The following is a 23361-nucleotide window of genomic DNA, read 5'->3' as shown; positions in this document are numbered from 1 at the left end:
TAGTTTTTAGTTTGATTGAAAACCAAAACTAATGAAAAAAGAGTGCTATAAAGCACTCTTTTTTGTTAATGTTTTAAGAATATTTAACTTAAAATTAAGCTAAAATACTATTTAAAGTTTTACTAGGTCTCATAGATTCTGTAGCTAATTCTTCAGTAGGATTATAATAACCACCTATGTTTAAAGAATTTCCTTGAATATTGTTTAACTCAGAAATGATGTTTTCTTCATTATCACTTAAAGACTTAGCAATAGAAGAAAATTCAGCTTTTAAAGCTTCATTTTTATTTTGATTTGCTAAACCTTGTGCCCAATATAAAGCTAAATAGAAATGAGAACCTCTATTGTCTAATTCGCCAACCTTTCTAGAAGGAGATTTATCGTTATCTAAAAACTTATCTGTTGCATCGTCTAAAGTTTCAGCTAAAACTAAGGCTTTTGAGTTGTTTGTAGTGTTACCTAAATGCTCTAATGAAACTGCTAATGCTAAAAACTCACCTAAAGAATCCCAACGTAAATGATTTTCTTTAATAAATTGTTGCACGTGTTTAGGAGCAGAACCACCAGCACCAGTTTCAAATAAACCACCACCATTCATTAACGGTACAATTGATAACATTTTTGCAGAAGTACCAACTTCTAAAATAGGAAATAAGTCTGTTAAATAATCACGTAAAACGTTACCAGAAACAGAGATAGTGTCTTCTCCTTTAATTATTCTTTCTAAAGTAAATTCAGTGGCTTTTATTGGAGATAAAATTCTAATATCTAAACCAGACGTATCATGGTTTGGTAAATATGTATTTACTTTTTTAATAATTTCTGCATCATGAGCTCTGTTTTTATCTAACCAAAAAACAGCAGGTGTTTTAGAAGCTCTTGCTCTTGTAACAGCTAACTTTACCCAATCTTGAATAGGTAAATCTTTGGTTTGACACATTCTCCAGATATCTCCAGCCTCAACAGTATGTTCTAAAAGAACTGTTCCGTTTGCATCAATTATTTGTACTTTTCCGTCTGCAACAATTTCAAATGTTTTATCATGAGAACCATATTCTTCTGCTTTTTGAGCCATTAAACCAACATTAGGAACAGTTCCCATTGTTGTTGGGTCGAAAGCACCATGCTTTTTACAGAAATCTATAGTTGCAGTATAAATACCAGCGTAAGAACTATCTGGGATTATTGCTTTTGTATCTTGTAACTTTCCTTCTCCATTCCACATTTGACCAGATGTTCTAATCATTGCAGGCATAGATGCATCAATAATTACATCAGAAGGTACATGAAGGTTTGTAATTCCTTTATCAGAATTTACCATTGCTAAATCTGCATTCTTTGTAAGAATAGCATCAATATCAGCTAAAATTTCTGCTTTTTTTTCAGCAGAAACTTCATCAAGGTTACTTAATAAGTTTCCAAAACCATTATTTACATCAACACCAATTTCATCAAAAGTGTCTCCATGTTTTTCAAATAATTCTTTAAAATATGTTTTTACAGCATGTCCAAAAATGATTGGGTCAGAAACCTTCATCATTGTTGCTTTCATGTGTAATGAAAGTAATATATTGTTTTCTGTAGCATCAGTAATTTCGTTGTCTAAAAAAGTAAGCAATGCTTTTTTACTCATTACTGTTGCATCTATAATTTCTCCGTCTAATAAAGAAATTCCTTTTTTAAGTAAAAAATTACTTCCGTTAGAGCCAGTAAACTCAATATTTACAGAAGTTGCAGTATTAACAGTAACAGATTTCTCGTTATGAGCAAAATCACCTTCTGTCATGGTTGCAACATGAGTTTTAGAATCTGCGTTCCAAGTTCCCATAGAATGAGGGTTTTTACGAGCGTAGTTTTTTATTGCTTTTGGAGCTCTTCTGTCTGAGTTTCCTTCACGTAAAACTGGGTTTACAGCAGAACCTTTTACTTTGTTATATAAAGCTAATACAGCTTTGTCTTCCTCTGTTTTTACTTCTTCTGGGTAATCTGGAATAGCATACCCTAAATTTTGTAATTCAGAAATTGCATCTTTTAATTGTGGTACAGAAGCACTAATGTTTGGTAGCTTAATAATATTTGCTTCTGGTTTTTTAGCTAAATCTCCTAATACTGCTAATGCATCTTCAACTTTTTGATCATCTGTTAAGTAATCAGATAAATTTGCTAAAATTCTTGAAGCTAAAGAAATATCTTTAGTTTCAATTTCTATATCAGAAGATTTAGTAAAAGCCTTTACTATTGGTAGAAAAGAACGTGTTGCTAAAGCTGGTGCTTCATCTGTTTTTGTGTATATTATTTTAGCCATATGTGTTAAAAAGTTGTTTAGATTATTTAAGTAAAAAAGTATTTAGTTTCTGTACGAAAACCTTTTCGCTTAAAGCGGAACAAATTTATGAATTTAAGATTAAAAAAATGTTAGTAAAATCTTATTAATTAAGGGCTTTTTTTGCGTAATTAATAATTGTAAGTCTTTTGCGTACTTTTTGTATAAAAACAAAAGCCATATCAAACAATTTCTTGCTTTGATATGGCTTCTTTGAAATAATTTTTATACTGTTTTGTATTAACTACAATCCAAACAAGTTGTTATACTTGTATTTCTTCTTACAAAGAAATTATAGGTTATTATTTCAGTTTTGAAACATCTTTAAATTTTAATTCTACATTTTGCATCTTTAAAATTTTTAGAAATGTTTCTATTGCTGTCTTACTAAAAAAGATATTTTAATCAGTTTTTTATTCTCATAGAAAACAGTTTTAAGTTATAGCAATCACTTTTATGTGAAGATAGCTATAGAATCTATTTTTTCTTACAAACAATATGTATAAAGAACGTTACTTTATGTATTTACAATCAATAATTATTAATTTATGAAAACAGTTAAGTTCGATTAGTAGTAAATACTTACGTAAATATAAATTACTTTTTTTAAAGTAATAAGTTTTTAATAAATTAGTAATCAACAATCTATCAACTACAGTTATCAACATTTGTTAACTAAAAAAAGCGTTGTGAAAATTCACAACGCTTTTTTTATATTTTGTAAAAAGAGATTATCTTCTTTTTTCAGTAATTCTAGCTTTTTTACCAGTAAGACCTCTAAAGTAAAAGATTCTTGCTCTTCTAACTTTACCTCTTTTGTTAACTTCAATTTTTTGAATAGAAGGTAAGTTTACAGGAAAAATTCTTTCTACACCTACAGTACCAGACATTTTTCTGATTGTAAAAGTTTCAGAAAGACCAGCTCCTCTTCTTTGAATTACTACACCTCTAAAAAACTGAGTTCTAGTTTTGTTTCCTTCCTTAATTTCGTAATACACAGTAATTGTATCACCAGCAGCAAATTCTGCAAATTCTTTTTTTGTTACAAATTCGTCTTGTACAAATTTTATTAAAGATTCCATATCTTTTAATTTAATTGGTTTTGTAAAACAACATTCACGATTTCTTCGTCAGAGGTTAATTTAGCGGTTGCAAAAATAGTTCTTTTTTTAGTTGATAAAACTAAAATCAATTATTTTTTAGGTTGATAGTCAGTACAATAAAAAACCCAAAATTTTCTACTTTGATTTTTATTTATTTTAATGATAATTGGCTTTAATTCAATTACTTCTTTAAAGTACGTTTTTAAAAGTGGATTTATCTCACCCAGTTTTTCGTTGTCCTTAAAACGTTTATCTGAGTCTATAAAAATTGCATTCTTTCCTTTTAAGATAGATAAATCATCGCCTAAATAATCAAAATGTAATGCAGGTTTTCCTATGATGTTCTGTGCGTAAACCTTTTCTTTCATAAAAAAGTTTAAGCAAGCAGACGTTTTGTAATTATCATCAGAAAAAACAAAGGTATTTATATCTTTTTGTTGTAATTTTTCTGTTTTTAAAGCTAATTCTTTCCATCCAACCCAAGTATCATCACTTTTAATAGGAGCTACATAAAATAGAATTTGAATGCTAAAAAGTACATGAAATACAATTGAAAAGATAATTTGAATTTTCAATAATTTTTTAGTTACAAACATACCTGCTAAAATAATACCTGTAATATATGATGGCATCATCCAATTTAATTTTACCCAATAAATAGGAGTAAGGGCAAAGAAACCAACAAAAGTAGGAATGAAAAATACTAAAAGAAACAATGTTTTTCCTTGCGGAATTTTAAATCTTAACAATGCTCTTTTAAAATATTTAAAAGTAAAGGTGATAAATATTAAAAATAATACCGGTAATAATAAGAACATTTGATGCCCAATTGCACCAAAGAAATATTTTGAAGAAAATTTAAACTCGGTAATAGAACTTGTTCTTTCTGAGGTTTGGAAAGCAAAAGAAGCAAACTCGTTTTGGTAATTCCAATACCAAACTGGGAGAGTTACTGCAGCAGAAATTAGTAGAGATAACCAAAACCAAGGAGAAAGTAATAATTTTCTGTATTTGTTAGAGAAAATTACAAATGCAATTAAACCAATTTGTAATAATAAAGAGGTGTATTTAGAGTGGAATGCTAATCCCATTGCAATACCTCCAAGTATCCAAAACATTTTTTTGTCTTCGAAAATTGCCTTGTATAAACAGATTAAGCTTAAAGTCCAGAATAATAATAAAGGTACATCTGGTGTTGAGTTAAAGGATAAAATGGAAATAAAGATTGTAGATGCCACTAAAACAAAAGCTCTTTGTAATTTTTCTTTTGATAAAAAGTAAGATGCTAATTTGTAAAAACTAAGTAACGTTATTGATGTTATTACAAAATCGGCAAATTTTATTGCAAAAATAGATTGACCAAAAACATCTGTAAAGAACCTTAATAGATAACCAATCATACCAGGATGGTCGAAGTAACAAAACGATAAATTCTGACCGTACAAATAATAGTAAGCATCTTGTGGCATTAACCCCATAAATGGGAGTAACAATAATCTAAATAATTGAAAGCCCAAAATCCAAGAAATGGCTTTGTTATTTTTTATAAATGTAGTTATTGTATCCAAATTGTTTTTGTAAAATTTAAGCGAAGATACTGAAAACAAGTTCAGTATGTTAGATCACTTTGTTTTTAGTCTTCCAGTAAATCGGGTCTTATTTCTTCGGTTCTTTTATAAGCTTGTTCGCTTCTCCAATCGTCAATTTTAGGAAAATTACCAGACAGTAAAATATCGGGTACTTTCATGCCTTCGAATTCTGCAGGTCTTGTAAAAACGGGAGGCGATAATAAATTATCTTGAAAAGAATCTGTTAATGCAGATTGTTCATCGCCAATAACACCAGGTATTAAACGCACAACAGCGTCTACTAAAACAGCTGCAGCTAATTCGCCACCAGTTAACACATAATCGCCAATAGAAATTTCTTTGGTAATGTATTTGTCTCTAATTCTTTGGTCTACACCTTTATAATGTCCTGTTAAAATTAGAATGTTTTCTTTTAAAGAAAGTGTATTTGCAGTAGATTGATTTAATGTTTTTGCATCTGGTGTCATATAAATAACTTCATCATACGTTCTTTCTGCTTGCAATTTTTTAATACAATTTGCAATCGGCTCAATCATCATAACCATACCTGCGCCACCACCAAATTGTGTGTCGTCTATTTGTTTGTAATTACCCAAACCGTAAGCACGTAAATCGTGCACAATAATTTCTGCCAAACCTTTGTCTTGCGCACGTTTTAGTATAGAATGATTAAACGGACTTTCTAATAAATTGGGTGCTACTGAAATAATGTCTATTCGCATATTTGCAAATGTAGTAATTTGTTGGGTTTATGAATTATTAAATTAAATGAATACGAATTAATTTGTTTAAAATGTTTTTACTTCTCGATAGTTCTGCTTAACTTGATTCAGTGCAATTTCTTCTAAAAATTCGAAATCACTAGAACTGATAGTTTCTTGTAATAAAACCTACTCAATTTCTATAGCATCTATTTCTTGCATAATTCTATGTGTTTCTGTGAGCGAAACAATTATTTTAGAATAATGAAAAATATCATCGAACTCTAAAACGCGTCCTTTTCTATCTTTTAGCCATTTTTGTGCTGGCTGATAACCGCCAATATAAAACTCCCAAGCAATTAGTGGCACGTTATCAAAATACTGCGTGTCGTTTATCCAGACTTTACCTAGAACGTCTTTGCGAGGAGTTTGCGACGAAGCAATCTCATTTTTATCAGCAGATTGCTTCACTCCATTCGCAATAACATTTGGCTCAAAACCAATATCGGTTTTGGTTAATTTTCTGCGGATGATATTATCGCCTTCTCCTGTATAGTTGGTAATAAATTCGTTTACTTTTTCGCTTTCTAAAAGATGTAATTTTCTAAGTTTTGTACCTAAACTAACTAATCTCCAAAATGTATACGGATTATTTGGATATGAAACTCTTGGAAAATCGATTTTTAGAAACTCTTTGTATTTTTCTCTGTATGTTGGCGAATGTAAAACTGCGTAGATATAATCTAACAAATCTATTGGGCTAAATTCTCCAGGAAAACCTTCTAAATAATTGTCTAAATTTAGTTCTTCTGCTCTTTCTGCAATAAACTCCAATCCAACTTTTTTAGCAATTGATGCAACAATTTTTGGGTTTAAATTTGGTATTCTTTCTACGGATGATTTTTCTGTAGATGTTTGGTTGGTTTCTTCTGGATATAAGTAGAGAGGGAAAAGAGGAGCGTTATTACTAACTCTCATTGCCATTATTCCTTTTTCTATAACTTTGTTTGTAACAAAAACATCTCTCCAATCTATATTTCCAACTACAAGTCTTGAAAATGATAATCCTAAGTTATTTTTATTTACCATATGGAACATAACTTTATTTCTTGGATAAGCCATAAAACCTTTGCTTTTTCCAGTATAAAAACTTTTTCTAATATCAAATGGACGATAGAGGACATCAATTATTTTACCAGAATTATTTAAGACATCATTTTTTGCGTAACTAACTTTCCAATCTCTACCATCTTTTTTTGGAGTATGTCGATTTCTAAACTCTTCTGTGTCTAATATTTTAATATCTTTTAATACAGTATTTAAGGTTTCTTCTTGAAAGTGAATAGTTAGGGCATCGCGTTCTGTGATTATACCTGTAGCACCTATTTTAAAAAAGTCTTTGATAGAGAACCCTTTTTCGTAAGCTCCCATTTTAAGTTCATCTTTTGGAACAAAGAAATAATTAGGATTACTAAATGAAACTTCATTAAAAGTGATGTCTTTAAAATTATTATCTTTTAAAAAATCATACTTAAATTCTCTTTTCCCTTGTAAATCATATTGAAATATTTTCCCTAATTCATTTTTCTTTTTAGTTCCAGTTTTTACAAAAATGTTGATGGAAACACCTTGCATAATATCAAAAACATTTTGGTCTGTGGAACCATCAGGTGTAACTTCTTTTTTCTTAGCGTTTCCATGTAAATCAAGAATGTAAATTTTATCAAAATTTTGTAGAAGATTCTTTCTCATTTGCCGAAAAACAATTCCATCAATAAAACTATTATTCGAAATATATGCTAATATTCCGGTTTCATTTTTTTCTATATAATGTTGTCCATATCTAATGAATTTAACATAATCATCGGAAAGTGAGTTATATGACCTCTCATTTAAATCTTTCTTATAATCTTTTAAAAGTTTATCAATCCATTCATTTTTATTTGTGCTACTAACTGCATAAGGCGGGTTTCCAATAATACACATTACAGGCGTATCTCTTTTAATATGGTTGGCTTCATTAGCTTCGCTACTTAACCAATTTGCAAAAAGTGTTCCTGTATCTGGGTGGTATTCTTCTAAACTATTGGTTAGGTAAATTTTAGTCCGTTGTGTAGATTGCTTCGTTCCTCGCAATGACGGGATATAGCCGGTTTCTTTTAGCAGTAAATCTATTTGTAAATGTGCCATTGCATAAGATGCCATTAGCAACTCAAAACCATTTAAACGTGGTAATAAATCTTTTTCGGCATAAGAGCTCCAAATACCAGATTGCCCTTTAAATTTTTTATGAACGTGTTTTATTACTTCTGCTAAAAAAGTTCCTGTACCTGTTGCTGGGTCTAAAATTTGTACTTTGTGTACTTCTTTATCAACTTCTTTATAACCACTTTTAAAATTTTTATTGGCAATATCTGTTTTTACTTTTACAGTAGTTTTGCTTGTATCTGCAAGACCTTGTGGTAAATTAAATTCGGTTTTTAAAATATCGTCTACCGCTCTCACAATAAAATTAACAATAGGAGCAGGCGTGTACCAAACACCTCTTGCTTTTCGTAATTTAGGATCGTATTCTGCTAAAAAAGTTTCGTAAAAATGAATGATTGGATCTTCCATTTTTGTGGCTTTTCCGTAATTTTTTAAGATTTCTTCAACATTACAAGCCAAAAATATTTCTGATAGGTTTTCTACAATCCATTTTATACGATCGTCTATATCTGGGCCTGCAATATAACCAAACAGTTTTCTTAAAAACGGGTTCGATTTTGGTATTAATTCCGCAGCTTCTTGTCTGCTAAATGTATTTAAAGTTGGGTCGTGCAAACGTGCTGCAAACATACCATACGCAATAGTTTGTGCATATACATCTGCAAAACCTTTGGGAGTAATATCATGAATTAAAATATCTTTAAAAGCCAACATTTGCTCTTTTAAAGTACTGTTTTCTTGATGCGTTTCATCACTATTTAAAGCATTTTCTATAACGTCGGACAATAAACGAGCTTTACCTGCCATCATTTCTGCCAAACGTTTAGAGCTTTTTATATTTTGGCTAATATGTGTTGTAAAATCTTTAATTAAGTTGGTAAAACGGTCAAAATTTTCTGCAATAGGTTTTATTTGATTGTCTACAATTTCTGCTATGGCAATTTTGGTAATAAACTCGCCATCTTGATAGATGTGAAAATCTATGTAATCTGTAAAAATAAGATTGGTTAAAGAGGCTTTGTATCTATCAAATTGTTCTTTATTACCTGTTTTCTTTTTACCTACTAAATCTTTATCGCCAATATCTTTGGCTTCTATAAACCCAACCGGAATGTCTTTTTTTGTTAATATATAATCTGGCGCACCACAAGATTGTCTTTTAGGCTCGTTTGTAGCTCTAATTTCTGGTAAAATGGTTTCTAGTAGTTGTTGTAAATCGCCTCTAAAAGTATGTTCTGTGGCGTTACCAAGTGTATAACGTTGGTTTAAATTATCGATATAGCTTTCTAAAGTCATTTTTCTTTTTCAATTTTTTTTGATGTGCTAAAAATAACTTTTTAGCTTTCAGCATAATTTTTGTAGTTAAAATACTGAAGTCTTCAAATTTATCAGAAAATAACTTAAAAAACAAGCATAACTAAGATTAGAAATATAAGAAACCGCTTTAAAAATACTTTAAAAAAATGTAAAGAAGTTTACGCCAACCATTCTTTTAATTTGTTTACAATTTTAGGATTGTTTAATAAATCTAAATGATTGTTTTGGTAAGCAATCCAACAATTTTCTTTTTTAAAGCTTAAATTTTTATTTGGGTTTTTATGTTGCCCTAAAGCGCTTTTTACATCAACTAAAGTGTCTCCAAAAATTTGTTTAGACAAAGCATCTGTTTCTTTACCTGTTACAGCTGCAATACTGTAAAAATTGATATTTTTAGATAGTGGAATGTGTTGTCTTGTATCTTTTTTAAGTTCAAATCTATCTTTATGCAACCAATCTTCATCAACTAAATTACCGTATCTTAAATCTGTAACACCAGCGCTTCTAATTTTGGCTAATTTTGCAAAAGGCTTTAAATAGGGCGTTTCAGCCAAAATAATATCTAAATAATTACCTGTGCGTTCTACATGAGAACCATGATGAGGAGTACCTAAATAAACAACCTTATTAAGGAGTTTAGTCCAATTATTTTTTTGCTGTTCACCATAATAAATAGCGCTTCTGGTAACTAAACCGCCCATACTGTGCGCAATAATTGTTAATTCTGTTATAGGAACTGGCCATTTTGTTACAAGTTTTTCTAATTGTTGGCTAAATTCTTTTCCGTTGGTAGAAACGTGTTTTCCGCTGTTGTAATTAAGGAAAACAGCGGTTTTTTGTAAATCTTTAGCAATTGTTTTTCCGTGATTATGGTTTTTGTGTGTCCATTGAATATCGCTCATACAAGAACCATGCACCATTAATAATATTTTACCATTAATTTTAGAATAGGTCTGTTCGATACTTTTTTTATCAATAATAAACGCTTTTGCTTGATTACGGAATTGCATTGTAATTTTTAAAGGATTTTCTTTTTCCTCTAAATAATCGCCAATAACACCATTTAAAACAGAAAGGATGATTTCTTTTTTATCAGAAGCCTTTAAATTACCAATTACGGGTGTTAGTTTCGAAACTATTTTATGCAAGTTTTTACCTACAAATAAAGTACTCCAACGAATATTATTATAAGTGATACCAGCAATTTTAGTGATTGCTTTTTGTAGTGTAGTTGTTGGCAAAAAAGGTGGTTGAATCACTTGCTTGTGCATGGATTCAACCAAATCGGTTACACCAACAGTTGCATCCATAATTAAATGAATAAGACCTTGTAGTTCTGAATCTTTTTTTGACATTGTGTGGTCTAGTTTTTATACAAAAAACTTTTAGTTATTTAATGTTAAAAATTTTCACAAATTTGCAATAGCAGCTTCAGCGCAACGCTCACCATCCATAGCAGCAGAAATAATACCACCAGCGTAACCACCACCTTCTCCACAAGGAAATAAACCTTCAATTTCTGGGTGTTCTAAACTTTCTTTTCTTGGTATGTTAACTGGAGATGAAGTTCTAGACTCAACCCCAATTATATTCGCTTCATTTGTGTGATACCCATGCATTTTTTGACCAAAAGCAGCAAAACCTTTTCGCAATCTACTACCAATAATTTTTGGTAAAAGAGAGTGTAGTGGAGCCGATTTTAATCCTGGTTGATAAGAAGTCTCATTTAATTCTGGCGATAACTTTCCATCAACAAAATCTACCAATCTTTGTGCTGGAGCTGTTTGAGTTCTTCCACCAGCAAAAAAAGCTATTTTTTCTAAATCTTTTTGAAATTCTAGACCTTTTAAAGGTCCAAATTTTTCATATTTTTTAAAATCTTTATCAATATCTAGTTCTACAACAATACCCGAATTTGCAAACTTATTATTTCTTCTACTTGGCGACATACCGTTTACAACCACTTCACCATTAGCTGTGGCAGCTGGTACAATAAACCCTCCAGGACACATACAAAAAGAATATACTCCTCGTTCGTTTACTTGGTGCACTAAACTATACGCAGCAGCAGGTAAAAGTTCATCTCTTTCTCCGCTACAATGATATTGAATTTGATCTATAATTTCTTGAGGATGTTCTACACGAACGCCCATTGCAAAAGATTTTGCTTTTAAGGCAATTTCTTTTTTATGCAACAATTCGTAAATATCTCTTGCAGAATGACCAGTTGCCAAAATAACTGAATTTACAGTCATTTCTGCTCCGTTTTGAAGCTGAATGGCTTGTAACTTATTGTTCTTTATTTTAAAATCGGTAACTCTACTTTTAAAATGAATTTCTCCACCAAATTTTATAATATTCTCACGAATATTTTCAATTATTTTTGGGAGTTTATTGGTTCCAATATGTGGATGCGCATCAACTAAAATTTGATCTGTTGCTCCATGATAAACTAAGTTTTCAAAAATTCGCCTTACATCGCCTCGTTTTAAAGAACGTGTATATAGTTTTCCATCAGAATATGTACCAGCACCACCTTCTCCAAAACAATAATTCGAATCTTCATTTACAAAATGATCTTGATTTATTGCTTTTAAATCTCGTCTTCTATCTTGTACATTTTTTCCGCGTTCTAAAACTATGGGTTTGTATCCCAGTTCTATACAGCGTAGGGCAGCATACATTCCTGCTGGGCCAAAACCAATTATATGAACTTCTTTAGCGTTAGAAACATCTTTGTAGTCAAAAGTATAATCGGACTTTTCAGATACTTTTTCGTTTATATAAACTGCAACTTTGTAGTTAAAGATAATCTCTTTTTTACGTGCATCGATAGATTTACGTAAAACTTTAACACCAGTAATTTCTGATTTAGCAACTCCTATTTTTTTAGAAGCTTTGTGTAAAAGTATATTTTCTTTGCGTTCTTCTACTAAATTTACACGTAGCTGAATTTCTTTTATCATTTAATAAGAGTTGTAAAAAATTATAGTGCTTCTAATCTATCTAAAATTAATTTGTATTCAATAATGCTTGCCTTACATATAGGTACAACGTAGTTTAGTCGTTCTTTTATAACTGCTTCTGGTTCATTGTTTTGTGCTTGTTTTTCTAGTGCGGCAATTTCATCTAAACAACCAACACCCATAAGGCCTAATGATGATTTTAAAAAGTGACAAATACTTCTTACAGCATCATAATCTACAGTTGTAATACTTTCTTCTAATGTGGTAACTCTTGGCGTTGTATCTGATAAATAAACACCAATAAGTTGTATTAAAGAATCTTTGTCTGATGAGAAAAAGCTTTTAGAGAAGTTAAATCAACAACATCACTAGTTAAAATCTTTTGAATATCCATATTTTTTACTTAATTTAGGGGAATAATTATAACTTTTTAAAGTTTGGTAAAGATAATTAAAAACTTGAATTTAGTTTTTGTTTGGTTTTTATTATTACATTTGATTTAACAATAGTTATTTTTTTAACATTAAGCCCCCATTAATATGAGTGAAAAAAAGAAAATTGTTCTTGCAGAAGATAATTCTGTATTATCTCTCCTCTTAAAATTTCGTTTAGAAAAAGACGGTTATCAACTTTTAATCGCAAAAAACGGAAAAGAAGCATTAGAATTAATAGAAAATGAAAACCCAGATCTAATTTTAACTGATGTTATGATGGATTATGTAAGTGGTTTGGAAGTAATTAGTCATGTTAGGAATCATTTAAAAAGTAAAACACCAATTTTGGTTTTTTCTTCTTCTGGACAAGAAGAAATGGTTTTAAACGCATTTAATCTAGGTGCAAATGATTTTATGGGCAAACCCTTAAGCCCTAATGAACTTTCTATTAGAGTGAGAAGAATGTTACTCTAAATTATTTCTATTTTTAAATTATCATTTATAATACATTATGAATTTCCCTTTAGTAGAAAGCGTAATATGGACTTTAGTTGTAATACTTAGTATTGTAATACTTATTTTAATTTTCTATTTAAAAGCTTTAAGAAGTAATATTAGGCTAACAGAAGTTCGAAAAATTAAGTATAGAAATAATGTAGAACAACTTTTAATAGAGTTTTTGTATTCTGAAGATGTAGAAGGTGAGAAGTTTAGCGATAATCAGAAAAAAATTATTAAAAAATTTAAAAAAGGAGTACCAAGTAAAAATAAGAGGCAAATAATATCAAATACTTTTTTTGAATTAAGTAGAGAAATTTCTGGTAACATGATTCTAACAATGCATAAATTGTATGAAGAATTAGGGCTTTTAAACTTTGCAATTAAAAAATTGAGAAGCAAAAAATGGAATATTATAGCAATAGGAATTAAAGATTTAAGGCAGTTTAAAATAAAGAGAACTCAGAACTTAATTACTAAATTTATTAATCATAAAAGAGAAGAAGTAAGAAGAGAGGCTCATTTATATTTTTTAGAATTGTTTGGTTATGAGGGATTAAGTTTTTTAGATAACTTAAAAGCACCTTTGTCAGAATGGGATCAGATTCAGTTATTAAGAGAAATTGAGAAATTTGAGAACCATGAAATAATTGATGTTACTAAGTGGTTAAGATCTGAAAACAAATATGTAATCATATTAATCTTAAATGTAGTAAAATTCTTTAATAGATTAGAAACTAAAGAGATTCTTTTAGAATTAATTAATCATTCTAGCTTTGAGGTTCGAATAAAAGCAATTGATATTTTAACTCATTTTGAGGTAGCTGAAGCCAAAGAAATATTAAAAAATAAAATTTTAGAACTTAGTTTAAAAGAACAAATTGCTCTTTTTGAATTATTAGAAAAAACAGCTACTATAGCAGATAGCGTTTTTGTTTTAGATTATATAAGCAGTAACAACTTTGAGCTTAAACACAAAGCTTTAAAGATTTTAAAAACTGTTGATAAAGGTTTGTATGATAAGTTAGAAAAAACTTCTAATGATGAATCCTATAATAAAATTATTAACTTTTTAGATTTTAGCTATGGAATTTGATCAGGTTATTAGGAGTATTTTACTCACGTTTCACTATTTTTTCCTCATTTTTACGGTTTTAATTGTGGGTTCTTATGTGATTTTAGCAGTATTTTCATCTAATGAAACAATAGATTATTTAAAGAAAAATAGTTTTGTAAATCACAAAGATTTACTTTCTTCAAGTATAGCACCTTCAATTTCTGTTATTGCACCTGCCTACAATGAGAGTTTAAATATTGTTGAAAATGTAAGGTCTCTTTTATCTACCCATTATGTAAATTATGATGTGATAATTGTTAATGATGGTAGTAAAGATGATAGTTTAGAAAAATTAATTAAAGCTTATGATTTAGAAAGAGTAGAATATCTAATAGATGTAAAAATACCTACAAAAGAATTAAGAGAAGGTGTGTTTAAATCTAAAAACCCTGCATTTGATAAATTAATTGTTGTTGATAAAGAAAATGGAGGAAAAGCAGATGCCTTAAATTGTGGAATTAACATAAGTAAAAGTAGATATTTAGCTTGTATAGATGTAGATTGTTTATTGTTAGAAGATTCTTTACAGAGAATGGTAAAACCATTTTTAGAGTATACAGATCGTAGAGTAATAGCATCTGGAGGTGTAATTAGAATAGCAAATTCTTGTAAGATAGAAAATGGTAAATTATTAGAAATAAATTTTCCAGATAAATGGATAGAGAGAGCTCAAATATTAGAGTATTTAAGGTCTTTTTTATTGGGACGAATGGCTTGGGCTAGATTAAACGGGTTGCTTGTTATATCGGGAGCATTTGGTTTATTTGATAAAGAAATTGCCATAGAAGTTGGTGGTTATGACACCCATACAGTTGGAGAAGATATGGAAATTATTGTAAGGATGAGAAAGTATATGGAAGAACAAAAACTTAAATATAGAGTTGCTTACATACCAGATCCTCTTTGTTGGACGGAAGCTCCAGATGATAGAAAAATTTTAATTTCTCAAAGAAATAGATGGACTAGAGGAACCATTGAAACTCTAAAAATGCATAAAGAAATAAATATGAATCCAAAATATAGATTACTTGGTTTATTAAGTTTTCCATATTGGTTTGTTTTTGAAAGAATGGCACCTTTAATAGAGGTAACAGGCATGCTTTATTTTCTTTTCTTAGTTTTTTACCAACAAATAAGTTGGAGTTTTGTTTTAGGTCTTTTTTTACTTGCCTATCTTTTTTCTTTACTTTTTTCTTTTGTAGCAATTTTTACAGAAGAGTTTACATATCATCAATACAAGAAAAAAGGTATAGGATTAAAATTACTTTTAACTGTTTTTTTAGAACCACTAGTTTTACATCCAATAGTGCTTTATGCTGCTATGAAAGGAAATTATGATTATTACTTCAATAAAAAGAAAAAATGGGGAGTAATGGTAAGAAAAGGTTTGTCTAAAAATTAGTTTTAAAAATAATTCCCCCAATTAAAATGAAATACAAGAAAATAAATATTAATAAGAAGATAAGAAAATACATACTTACCTGTTTCTCTTTGCTATTAACTTTTTGTTTAATTAGTCTTTTCGAAATGTGTTCTACACTTTTTAGTGGAAAAGAAATACCAAGTATTATTGAGTTTATAGGCTTTAAGTTCTTAAATCACTTTTTAACAATTCTCTTCATATTTTTAATTTTTCTTCCAATTTATTATCTTTTAGCTAAAAAGAAGAAAAAATTACCTTTAAGAGTTATCAAAATAATTTTTACAATTTTAGTTATTATAGAGTTTAGTTTAACTAAATACAGTTTAACAACATTATTAAACTTAGGAGCAGATTTATTGGGTTATTCTTTTGATGATATTTATTTAACTGTAACTGCATCAGAAAGTACTTCTGTTTTTTACTTTATTACTTTTCTAATATTTCCAATACTATTTTTAGTTAGTTGCTTTTTTCTAAAGAAAACAACTTTTTTAAATATTCTGGTAGAATTTTTATGATTACTACTTTAGTTGTAATAGTTTTAAAATTTACTTTTTCTAATTTTTCTAAAGAAGAATATCAGAATAAAACCTATTATTTTATTACCGATGTAATAGAACTTCAAATAGAAAAAAGTGAAGTAAATTCTATTAAAATGGACGGTAATAATGAGTATCCATTTTTAAAACCATCGGACGCAACACCAGATGTTTTAGGTTCATTTTTTAATGTTAAAGAAGAAAAACCAAATATTGTATTTATAGTAGTAGAAGGTTTAGGTTCTGAATTTGTTGGAGATAGAGATTATAGTGGTTTTACGCCTTATTTAAACTCTATTATTCCAGAATCTCTTTATTGGGATAATTTTTTATGTAATACAGGTAGAACTTTTGGAGCAATACCATCTTTAATTGGCTCTTTGCCTTTTGGAGAAAAAGGATTTCTAGAAATTGAAGATACGCCAACACATGTTTCTTTATTTAGCATTTTAAAAAGAATGGATATTCAACATCATTTTTCTCAGGAGACCAATCTAGTTTTGATAAAAAAATTAATTTTTTAGACTATAATGGAGTAGAAAATATAATTGATGAAAATAAATATGATAGTTCTTATCCTAAATCAGTAAATGGTTCCACTGGTTTTTCTTGGGGATATTCAGATTTTGAAATATTTAAAAAAACACTAAGTTCTTTAGATGAAATACCAACACCAAGGTTCGATTTAATAGCAACAACTACAATTCATGAACCGTTCGATTTTCCGGTAAAAGACGAATATTTAATTAAGGTGGATAAAATTTTAAATTCTAATAGTGAAATAAATGTTGATAAAAGAAAGGTAGAAAACAATAAAGATATTTTTGCAAGCATATTATATGCGGATGCAAGTATAAAAATGTTTTTAGAGTCTTATAAAAAACGTCCAGAGTTTAAAAACACAATTTTTATAATTACTGGAGATCATCGATTAATACCCATTGCTCAAAAAGATAAATTATGCAGATTTAATGTACCGTTTTTTATATACAGTCCGTTAATTAATAAGCCTCAAAAAATGAAGTCGATTTCATCTCATTTTGATGTGGCGCCAAGTTTATTGTCTTTTCTATCTAATAACTATGATATTGAATTACCTAAAGAAACAGCTTGGGTTGGGACTGGAATAGATACTTCTGCAACTTTTCGAAATGTTCATAAAATTCCGTTAATGCGATATAAAGGAAAAGTAAATGATTTTGTATATAAAGATATTATGTATTCTGATGGTAATCTATTTAAGATTAGAGAAGATCTTAATATTTCTAAAATTTCTGATAAAAAAGTTCTAGAAGAAATTTCTTCTCACTTTAAAGAGTTTAAAAGTTTAAATGCTTATGTAACAGAAAATGATAAGTTTTATCCAAAAAATTCTGACGCAGTAATTACTGCTAAGTTTAAGTTTACACCAGAACAGAATATTAAGTTACAAGAACTTACAGAGGGATTGTCTGCAGATCAAATGTTTATGAAAGCGAGAGAAAAAGCTTTTAATAGTGAACGTGAAACTGCTAGATTAATTTGCGACTATATTTTAAGGAAATCTCCTAACTATGCAGATGTTAGAATTTTAAAAGGTAGAACATTAGCCTGGGATGGAAAATATGAAGAGTCTGAAAAAGAGTTATTAAATGCGTTAAAAAGATCTCCATATTATGATGATGTTTATTTAGCTTTATTAGATATGTATTGGTGGTCTTCTCAAGATGAAAAATCTAAAGTGATAATAGAAAAAGCTATTAAAAGAAATATTAATAATGATGAAGTTGCTTTTAAAATGGCTAGAGCTTATGCTACGATGAAGGAAGATAAAAAAGCAAAAAAAATAATTGATAGTATCTTAAAAAAACAACCAAATAACAAAGTTTTTATCAAACTTAAAAAATCATTAAAATGATCAGAAAAAAATAATTACAATAACGGTTTTGATGGTTATATTATTTACCGTTAACCCAATTAATGCACAAGATAAAGTTTTTGAAGGTAATCCAGATACGGCTTTTAAAGTTGCTAGAGAACTAGCTTTTAATGGTAAACGTGCTCAGGCTCAAGATTCTTTAAGGTTTATTTTAACAAAATATCCTAATTATTTAGATATTCGAGCATTTTTAGCAAGTACGTATTCTTGGGACGGAAATTATGTAAAAGCTAGGAAAGAGTTTTCTAGAGTTTTAGAGAGTAATAATAAAAGAAAAACAGATTGGATAGCCTATATAAAAAATGAGCAATACGCAGAAAAATATTATAAAGCTTTAGAATTATCTAATAAGTCATTGAGTATTTTTCCAGGAGATCCAGATTTATTGCAACTAAAAGCAAAATCAGAGCTAAATAGAGGTAATAGAACTGAAGCGTTAACTACTATAAATGAAGCTTTAAAATTGCATCCAAATAACCAAGGAGTTTTAGATTATAAAAGATCTTTAGAAACTTCTCTACAATTTAATACTATTGGTATTAATTATTCGATGGATATTTATGATAAGAATGATAGAGACAATATGTATTATAGTACTCTATCTTATTCAAGACAAACAAAATATGGTAGTATAAATACGAAAGTAAATTATTCAAATAGATTTCAAACAGATAATTATCAATTAGAAATAGATTTGTACCCAAAAATAACTAAAGGATTATACGCTTATGTAAGTGGAGGTTGGTCAGAAAGTTCATTAAACCCTTCGCAACGTTATGGATTTGAATTGTTTAAGTCTTTACCTAAAAGTTTTGAGGCATCTTTGGGTTTTAGATGGCTTAAATTTTCTTCAGAAACTACTATTTACACCGGTTCATTAGGTTGGTATACAGGAAACAGTTATTGGGCGTTTAGAACATATATAACTCCTGGTTCTCCTGGAACTAGTAAGTCCGGAACTTTAATTTATAGAAAATATAGGAGTGATGCAGAAAACTATTTTACTGTAGAAGCAGGTTTAGGAGCATCTCCAGCTTTAGATAGATTTATTCCAGGTTTTACAGGTAAAGAAGTGTTTGATTTAGATTCTCAAAAATTAGTTGTTGGTTATTATTTTTCTACAAAAAACAAAAAAAATGCTTGGGGTTTTAATGCAAGTGTTTTTAGGGAAGAAAAACCTTTTGCAAAAGGAGAGTATTTTTTATATACTTCTGTAGGGATTTCTTATGCTGTTAAATTTAAGTAGTTTACAAACTCTATAATTAAAATAGAGATTTATTACCTTTACAAAAACTCTGTTCTTTATGCGTAATGTAACTTTATTTAGTATTCTATTGTTTTTTTGTACATGTAATAAAAAACCACTTTCTAAAGAATTAATAAATATAAAAATAGCAAGAGATACTTATGGTGTTCCTCATATAATAGCTAAAACAGATGCAGAAGTAGCTTATGGTTTAGGTTGGACTCAGTGCGAAGATGATTTTAAAACATTACAAGAGCTTATGGCTGCGTGTAAAGGTTTACTAGGGGAAATAAAGGGAAAAGATGGTTTAGTAGCCGATTTCGGAATTAAATTTATGGGCTTAAAGGAAATTGCTGAAACTAAGTATGTTACTGATGTTAATGGCGATTTTAAAGTTTATTTAGAAAGTTTTGTTTCTGGAGTAAATGCTTACGCTAAACTAAATCCAGATAGAGTTTTATTAGAAGAAATTTTTCCACTTAAAGGGGCTGATATTATTACGGGTTATTTATTAGGTAATTTAGAAATTTCACATGCAGGTAAGGATTTAATGAAAATTCTTAACGGCTCTATAATTAAAGACCTAAAATCTGATGTACCAAAAGGTTCTAATGCTTTTGCTATTTCTAAAAATAAAACAACAGATAATAAAACGTATTTAGCTATTAATGCGCATCAACCTTTAGAAGGTTGGTATTCTTGGTACGAAGCACATTTAATTTCTGATGAAGGTTTAAATATTTTAGGAGGAACTTTTGCTGGTGGAATATGTATTTTTCATGGTGTAAATGAAAATCTTGGTTGGGCACATACAGTAAATCATGCAGATTTTTCCGATGTATATAAGCTTGAAATGCATCCGTCTAAAGAAAATTTTTACAAGTTTGATAATGAGTGGTTAGAATTAGAAGAAAAAAATATACTTCTTGGTTAAAAGTTGCTAGTATTTTTAAAATTCCAGTTAATAGAACTATTTATAAAAGTAAATTCGGACCTACTTTTAAAACTGATGATGGTTTTTTTGCATGGAGATTTATGGTTGGTAAAACCATAAAAATGGCAGAACAATGGTATAGAATGAATAAAGCTAAAAATTTTAAAGAATTTAAAAAAGCTTTAAATATTAGAGGTTTAGCTTCTTTAAATATAGTTTATGCAGATAAAGAAGATAATATTTATTACATAAGTAATGGACGTTTTCCTAATAGGAATCAGGATTACAACTGGAGTAAAGTTTTACCAGGAAACACATCAAAAACATTATGGAGTGATAAAGAAATTATTTCTATAGATAGTTTACCGCAGGTTTTAAACCCCGAAAGTGGTTGGGTTTTTAATACGAATAATACTCCTTTTTCATCTACAGACTCTATTAATAACCCTAAAGAAACCTCTTTAAATAAGGTTATGGGATATCAAAGTTTTGGCTTAGAAAATAATAGAAGTTTGCGTTTTTTAGAATTAATTAAACAATATGATTCAATTTCTTATAAAGATTTTAAACGCATAAAATACGATAATCAATATCCTTCTAAAATGATGATTCCAAAAGCCATTAATTTAGAATTGATGATGGGTTTAGATGAAAATAAATATTTAGAAATTGCAGATGCAATTCTTTTATTAAAAAAATGGAATAGAAAATCTGATAAAGAGAATACTACTGCTGCTTTATTTATTTTATCTTACATGTATATTGATGAAATAAGAAAGGAGCAGGGTAGAATTGTTAGAAATGGTACTATAACTATAGAGGATTGTATTTATGGAATAACAAAAGCAAAAAAAGAATTATTAGCAAATTTCGGCACTTTAGAAGTTGAATTAGGTAAGCTGCAAAGGCATACAAGAGATTCTGTAAATTTACCAAGTGGTGGAGCTCCAGATGTTTTAGCAGCAATTTATTCTAAGAAACAAAAAAATGGTACTTACAGGCCTCATGTAGGTGAATCTTATATAGAGTTAGTTCGTTTTGGGCAAAACGGAGTAGAAATAGAATCTATTAATTCTTATGGTTCAAATTCTAATTTAGGAGATTTTCATGCAACTTCACAAATGGAAATGTATACAAATCAGAAGTTAAAAAAAATGAGTTTAAATAAAGATGAGGTTTTAAAAAATGCTGTTAAAATCTATCATCCTTTAGAGGTTTTAGACTAAATTTTCTAATGTGTAAACTTAAATTATCCATTTCAAAGTTGTAGAAAAAGTGTTTTTTAAATTAAAGGTTACTTTCTTCGGCCATTTTTACAACTCCAACTGTTAAACTTAAATTAGCAAAACCACGTTATTCTCCAGGTTGAATAATTAATGTGGTATTTTGGTTTCTTATTTTACCGTAAAATGATTATCTCTCCATTTCGTCCTATGTTCGTCTCCGTGCAATTTTTTGTAAGAATCATGTATTTCTGCACTTTCTTCTGCGGTTTTTTCTATAACAATAACTCCATGATCAGAACAAACTTCTAAGATTCCCTCTAGCACAGTTATAGCGTCTAATATGCTGGGTAAAAAGTTAAGAGGAACTGTTGTAGAGTTAAGAACTGTAATTGCTCAAACAGGTAAATTACCATCTGCAATTACGGCTTGTGCAAAAGGGCTCCGAACGACCAAGTACTTCCATTATTGTAGGGTGAATTACGGCTGTTTCTAATATAGAATTATTTTAGAATGTAAGTGTATTATAATTGTTTTTAAAGCTAAATCAAGTTTAAAAAAAGCTTAATTTCATCTTTAGTTGTATAAAAATTAGGGCTAACTCTTATGTTTTCTCCTTGAAGTGTTATAAGAATGTTTTCTTTGATGAGTTTACGATATAATTCTTTTGTAGTATCTAATGACCCTGTATTAAAATGAATTATTGCTGTTCGTTCATTTATATTTTTTATTGGAGATATAATTTTATATTTTTTTAAGAAGTCCTTTAATAAGTAAATCAGTATTTTCTAATGCTTTTAAGTAAATGTTTTCTATTCCAATTTTTAGAATTAGTTCAAGTCCTGCAGACCAAGCATCAAAAAGGGCATAAGCAATAGTTCCGGTTTCAAACTTTCTAGAATCTTCAAAAAAAGTAAGTTTGTCATAAGTTTTTTCTGCAGCATACATTCCGGGTAAAACAGGTTTAATTAAATTTATAACTCGTTTGTTTACATATAAAAAACCAGTTCCATGTAAACCAAGTAACCATTTAAAACCACAACCTGCCATTATATCAATATTATCTTTTTCTACATTAATAGGTATCATTCCTGCAGCTTGGGCAGCATCTACTATAAAAAGAGCATTATGTTTTTGTGTGATTTTACCAATCTCAGACAAATTAGGTCTAAAACCACTATTAAATCTTACAGCTGCTAATGCAACTACTCGTGTATTTTTATCGATTAGTTTTTTTATTGCTTCGGGGTCGAAACTTTTATCAGCATTTATTTTTATAAATCGAATTTCAACTCCTTTATCTTGTAGTTGAAGCCAAGGAAAACTATTGTTCCAATGTTCTAGTTCGGGAATTATAATGTTATCACCTTTTTTAAATTTTAAACCTTGAGCAATTATATTTAAACCATTTCCAGTACTTGTAGTTAAGGCATATTCTTCTGGAGAACCACCTAAAAGTTTAGATAATGGTAAACGAATACTATTTCTGTTAAATCCTTTTTTGTGAATAGGGTTTAATTCTAATTGAAGATATGATAAGAGCCTATTATTAACTAATAAGTTTAAAGGTGCTTGTGAAGCATTATTTAGGAAAATTCCTTTTTCTGTTATAGGGAATAGTTCTCGAATTTTTTCAATATCCATTTTTTGAAATTTTTTAACTATTAATTTTTAGCTAATTTAAATTTATTTTAACAAATGATTTTAGTTTATTTTTTAGATAAAACAAAACAGGTTAAGTATATGCTTAACCTGTTTTTAACTTAGATAAATTCCCTAAAAACTTCTCTAAAATATTAAAGTAATCTTATGTAAGATTATT

At 28.9% G+C, this 23361-nt stretch carries 19 protein-coding genes and 1 pseudogene; 10 read left to right on the top strand and 10 right to left on the bottom strand.

What is annotated here, in order from left to right; all coding sequences use genetic code 11:
• Positions 1-94: 94 nt before the first annotated feature.
• The 8 genes from N5A56_RS08740 to N5A56_RS08705 all read right to left on the bottom strand — a co-directional run bounded on the left by N5A56_RS08740 (position 95) and on the right by N5A56_RS08705 (position 12455).
• A complete protein-coding gene (locus N5A56_RS08740; RefSeq protein ID WP_265725106.1) occupies positions 95-2305 on the bottom strand; it encodes an NADP-dependent isocitrate dehydrogenase in 2211 nt (736 codons plus the stop codon).
• A gap of 749 nt (positions 2306-3054) precedes the next feature.
• Positions 3055-3405, bottom strand: coding sequence for a 50S ribosomal protein L19 (gene rplS, locus N5A56_RS08735; RefSeq protein ID WP_265725105.1), 351 nt, complete (start codon positions 3403-3405; stop codon positions 3055-3057).
• Between the two features lie 110 nt (positions 3406-3515).
• Complete coding sequence (locus tag N5A56_RS08730; RefSeq protein ID WP_265725104.1) at positions 3516-4994, bottom strand: glycosyltransferase family 39 protein; 1479 nt, start codon at positions 4992-4994, stop codon at positions 3516-3518.
• 65 nt (positions 4995-5059) lie between these two features.
• A complete protein-coding gene (trmD, locus tag N5A56_RS08725) occupies positions 5060-5737 on the bottom strand; it encodes a tRNA (guanosine(37)-N1)-methyltransferase TrmD (RefSeq protein ID WP_265725103.1) in 678 nt (225 codons plus the stop codon).
• A 168-nt stretch (positions 5738-5905) separates the two neighbouring features.
• A complete protein-coding gene (locus N5A56_RS08720; RefSeq protein WP_265725102.1) occupies positions 5906-9220 on the bottom strand; it encodes a type ISP restriction/modification enzyme in 3315 nt (1104 codons plus the stop codon).
• A gap of 179 nt (positions 9221-9399) precedes the next feature.
• Positions 9400-10596 (bottom strand): alpha/beta hydrolase, encoded by a 1197-nt coding sequence (locus N5A56_RS08715; protein WP_265725101.1) that lies wholly within the window; start codon positions 10594-10596, stop codon positions 9400-9402.
• A 54-nt stretch (positions 10597-10650) separates the two neighbouring features.
• The gene (locus N5A56_RS08710; RefSeq protein ID WP_265725100.1) at positions 10651-12207 is read right to left on the bottom strand and encodes an NAD(P)/FAD-dependent oxidoreductase; all 1557 of its coding nucleotides are present in this window, start codon (positions 12205-12207) and stop codon (positions 10651-10653) included.
• A 20-nt stretch (positions 12208-12227) separates the two neighbouring features.
• Positions 12228-12455: a hypothetical protein gene (locus N5A56_RS08705; protein ID WP_337994838.1), complete on the bottom strand. Its 228-nt coding sequence runs from the start codon at positions 12453-12455 to the stop codon at positions 12228-12230.
• Between the two features lie 291 nt (positions 12456-12746).
• On the opposite strand from N5A56_RS08705, the gene N5A56_RS08695 reads away from it, so the two are divergent.
• The 9 genes and pseudogenes from N5A56_RS08695 (at position 12747) to N5A56_RS08655 (ending at position 21542) form a co-directional block, all read left to right on the top strand.
• Positions 12747-13115, top strand: a complete 369-nt coding sequence (locus N5A56_RS08695; protein ID WP_265725098.1) for a response regulator — start codon at positions 12747-12749, stop codon at positions 13113-13115.
• Positions 13116-13152: 37 nt separating this feature from the next.
• Positions 13153-14235 carry a HEAT repeat domain-containing protein gene (locus tag N5A56_RS08690; protein WP_265725097.1) on the top strand — a complete coding sequence of 361 codons (1083 nt, stop codon included), beginning with the start codon at positions 13153-13155 and terminating at the stop codon, positions 14233-14235.
• Entirely contained in the window at positions 14225-15658 is a 1434-nt protein-coding gene (locus tag N5A56_RS08685) for a glycosyltransferase family 2 protein (RefSeq protein ID WP_265725096.1), read from the top strand. Before N5A56_RS08690 ends, N5A56_RS08685 begins: the two co-directional genes overlap by 11 nt.
• 26 nt (positions 15659-15684) lie before the next feature.
• Positions 15685-16197: a hypothetical protein gene (locus tag N5A56_RS08680; protein ID WP_274270342.1), complete on the top strand. Its 513-nt coding sequence runs from the start codon at positions 15685-15687 to the stop codon at positions 16195-16197.
• Entirely contained in the window at positions 16194-16742 is a 549-nt protein-coding gene (locus N5A56_RS08675) for an LTA synthase family protein (RefSeq protein WP_274270341.1), read from the top strand. The genes N5A56_RS08680 and N5A56_RS08675 overlap by 4 nt, the downstream gene beginning before the upstream one ends.
• Positions 16727-18115: pseudogene (locus N5A56_RS08670) on the top strand (sulfatase-like hydrolase/transferase); the annotation flags it as partial. The gene N5A56_RS08675 and the pseudogene N5A56_RS08670, both read left to right, overlap by 16 nt.
• A 31-nt stretch (positions 18116-18146) precedes the next feature.
• Positions 18147-19382: a YaiO family outer membrane beta-barrel protein gene (locus N5A56_RS08665; RefSeq protein WP_265725094.1), complete on the top strand. Its 1236-nt coding sequence runs from the start codon at positions 18147-18149 to the stop codon at positions 19380-19382.
• A 58-nt stretch (positions 19383-19440) separates the two neighbouring features.
• Positions 19441-20316 (top strand): penicillin acylase family protein, encoded by an 876-nt coding sequence (locus tag N5A56_RS08660; protein WP_274270340.1) that lies wholly within the window; start codon positions 19441-19443, stop codon positions 20314-20316.
• A complete protein-coding gene (locus tag N5A56_RS08655; RefSeq protein WP_274270339.1) occupies positions 20277-21542 on the top strand; it encodes a penicillin acylase family protein in 1266 nt (421 codons plus the stop codon). Before N5A56_RS08660 ends, N5A56_RS08655 begins: the two co-directional genes overlap by 40 nt.
• A 168-nt stretch (positions 21543-21710) precedes the next feature.
• On the opposite strand, the gene N5A56_RS08650 is transcribed toward N5A56_RS08655, so the two are convergent.
• A complete protein-coding gene (locus N5A56_RS08650) occupies positions 21711-21866 on the bottom strand; it encodes a hypothetical protein (RefSeq protein ID WP_265725092.1) in 156 nt (51 codons plus the stop codon).
• Positions 21867-21882: 16 nt separating this feature from the next.
• Here N5A56_RS08650 and N5A56_RS08645 point away from each other — a divergent pair, with 16 nt between their 5' ends.
• Positions 21883-22035 (top strand): hypothetical protein, encoded by a 153-nt coding sequence (locus N5A56_RS08645; protein ID WP_265725091.1) that lies wholly within the window; start codon positions 21883-21885, stop codon positions 22033-22035.
• 248 nt (positions 22036-22283) lie between these two features.
• On the opposite strand, the gene N5A56_RS08640 is transcribed toward N5A56_RS08645, so the two are convergent.
• On the bottom strand, positions 22284-23183 hold the full coding sequence (locus N5A56_RS08640) for an aminotransferase class V-fold PLP-dependent enzyme (protein ID WP_265725090.1): 900 nt from the start codon (positions 23181-23183) through the stop codon (positions 22284-22286).
• Positions 23184-23361 lie beyond the last annotated feature (178 nt).

The sequence above is a fragment of the Polaribacter ponticola genome (assembly GCF_026191475.2).
In the GTDB taxonomy this organism is placed as follows: domain Bacteria; phylum Bacteroidota; class Bacteroidia; order Flavobacteriales; family Flavobacteriaceae; genus Polaribacter; species Polaribacter ponticola.
This window is presented reverse-complemented; position numbering and strand designations above follow the sequence as displayed.